This is a genomic window from Aquipuribacter hungaricus (genome assembly GCF_037860755.1).
In the GTDB taxonomy this organism is placed as follows: Bacteria; Actinomycetota; Actinomycetes; order Actinomycetales; family JBBAYJ01; genus Aquipuribacter; species Aquipuribacter hungaricus.
The window spans coordinates 1-1,464 of record NZ_JBBEOI010000413.1 but is presented as its reverse complement, the minus strand read 5'-3'; the positions used below and the strand labels follow the sequence as shown (position 1 = coordinate 1,464).

1 protein-coding gene is annotated in these 1,464 nt (G+C 76.7%); it reads right to left on the bottom strand.

Annotation, left to right across the window (positions count from 1 at the left end):
• Window positions 1–93: 93 nt before the first annotated feature.
• Window positions 94–1,464 (bottom strand): lipopolysaccharide biosynthesis protein (locus tag WCS02_RS20260; RefSeq protein WP_340296117.1); only part of this gene is annotated, 1,371 nt, incomplete at its 5' end.

The following is a 1,464-nucleotide window of genomic DNA, read 5'->3' as shown; positions in this document are numbered from 1 at the left end:
GGGGGACCCGGCCCCCCGCGACCGGCCCTGCCGCTCACCGCCCGTCGCGGCCGCCCGCGCGGACGGGTGACGGGCCGTCCGGCCCCCGGGGGCTCAGGCGGTCGCGCGGGCGTCCATGGCCCGGAACACGCCCCGCAGGTACAGCCCGGCCAGGACCGCGAGCACGATGTTCGTCACCCCGTAGGAGGCCGCGGCCCCGGTGACGCCGTACGCCCCGGCCAGCAGCCAGCACGCGCCGAGCGCGACGGGGGCCCGGACGACCTCGATGAGCAGCAGCAGCCGGAGGTCGTCCCGCACCCGCATCACCGACACGGCGGCGTCGACCACGACCCGCAGCGCCAGCGTGGCCACGAGGACGCGCAGCACCGTCGTGCCCTCGCCCGCGTACTCCTCGCCGAACAGGCTGAGGACGGGACGGGCCAGGACCACCAGGGCGAGGCAGCCGGCGAGCGCCAGCGGCAGGACGCGCCGCAGCAGCTGGCCGACCAGGGCCCGGACGGTGGCGTCGTCGGCCCCCGCCCCCTCCACGGTCAGCGACAGCCCGAGCGAGGACAGCGACAGCTCCAGGACCATGAGGACCTGCCACGCGACGAGGAAGTACGCGGTGTCGCGGCCGCCGAGCTGGGCCAGCACGAGGACGGGGACCAGGCGGACCGCGAGCATCGAGGCCGCGCCGCCCGGGAAGTCGTGGGCCACGAACCGGGCCACCTCGCGCCCGCCGACCGGCCCCTCGCCGGCGCCGTCGCGCGGCAGCAGCCGGCGGAAGACGAAGGCGTTGACGACCGGGACGAAGAGCAGCACCGGCGCCACCCAGGCCACGAGCAGCCCGCCCTCGGGCAGCAGCACGGCCAGGGGGACCAGGGCCACGAGCTTGACCGCGCTGTAGACCGCGTTCTCGACCGCGACCAGGTGGGGCTTCCGGGCGCCGACGAGCACGCTGTCCTGCAGGCTGAAGATGGTCCAGGCGAGCACGGAGAAGGCGGACCACGCCGTCAGCCACAGCGGGAGCCCGAACAGGGGCTGGGCCCGCAGCGCCGACCAGGCCAGCCATGCCAGCCCGCAGACCAGCGCGAGCACGGTCGAGGCCAGGTAGGTGCGCACGACCAGGCTGCGGGTGCCGGCGCCGGCCACCGGCATGAAGCGGGTGAGCGCGTTCTGCATGCCGAGCTGGCAGAGCCAGGCCAGCAGCATGACGACGTTGAGGACCGCGCCCTCGACCCCGAGGACGTCCGGCTCGACGACGCGCGCCGCGACGATCCAGAACGCGAAGCCGATGGCGGCGTTGACGAGCGTGCTGCCGCCCAGCCACGACGCGCTGGAGTACAGCCGCCGGACGGAGGCCTGGTCGGGGGCGCCGGCGACGGCGGTGGGCGGCGTGCTCTCGGGCAGGCTCACGGCGTCCCCGGCCGGCCCGCGGGGACGGCGCGGGCAGGCGCGGGCACCCGGCGTGCCGACGCGGGCAGG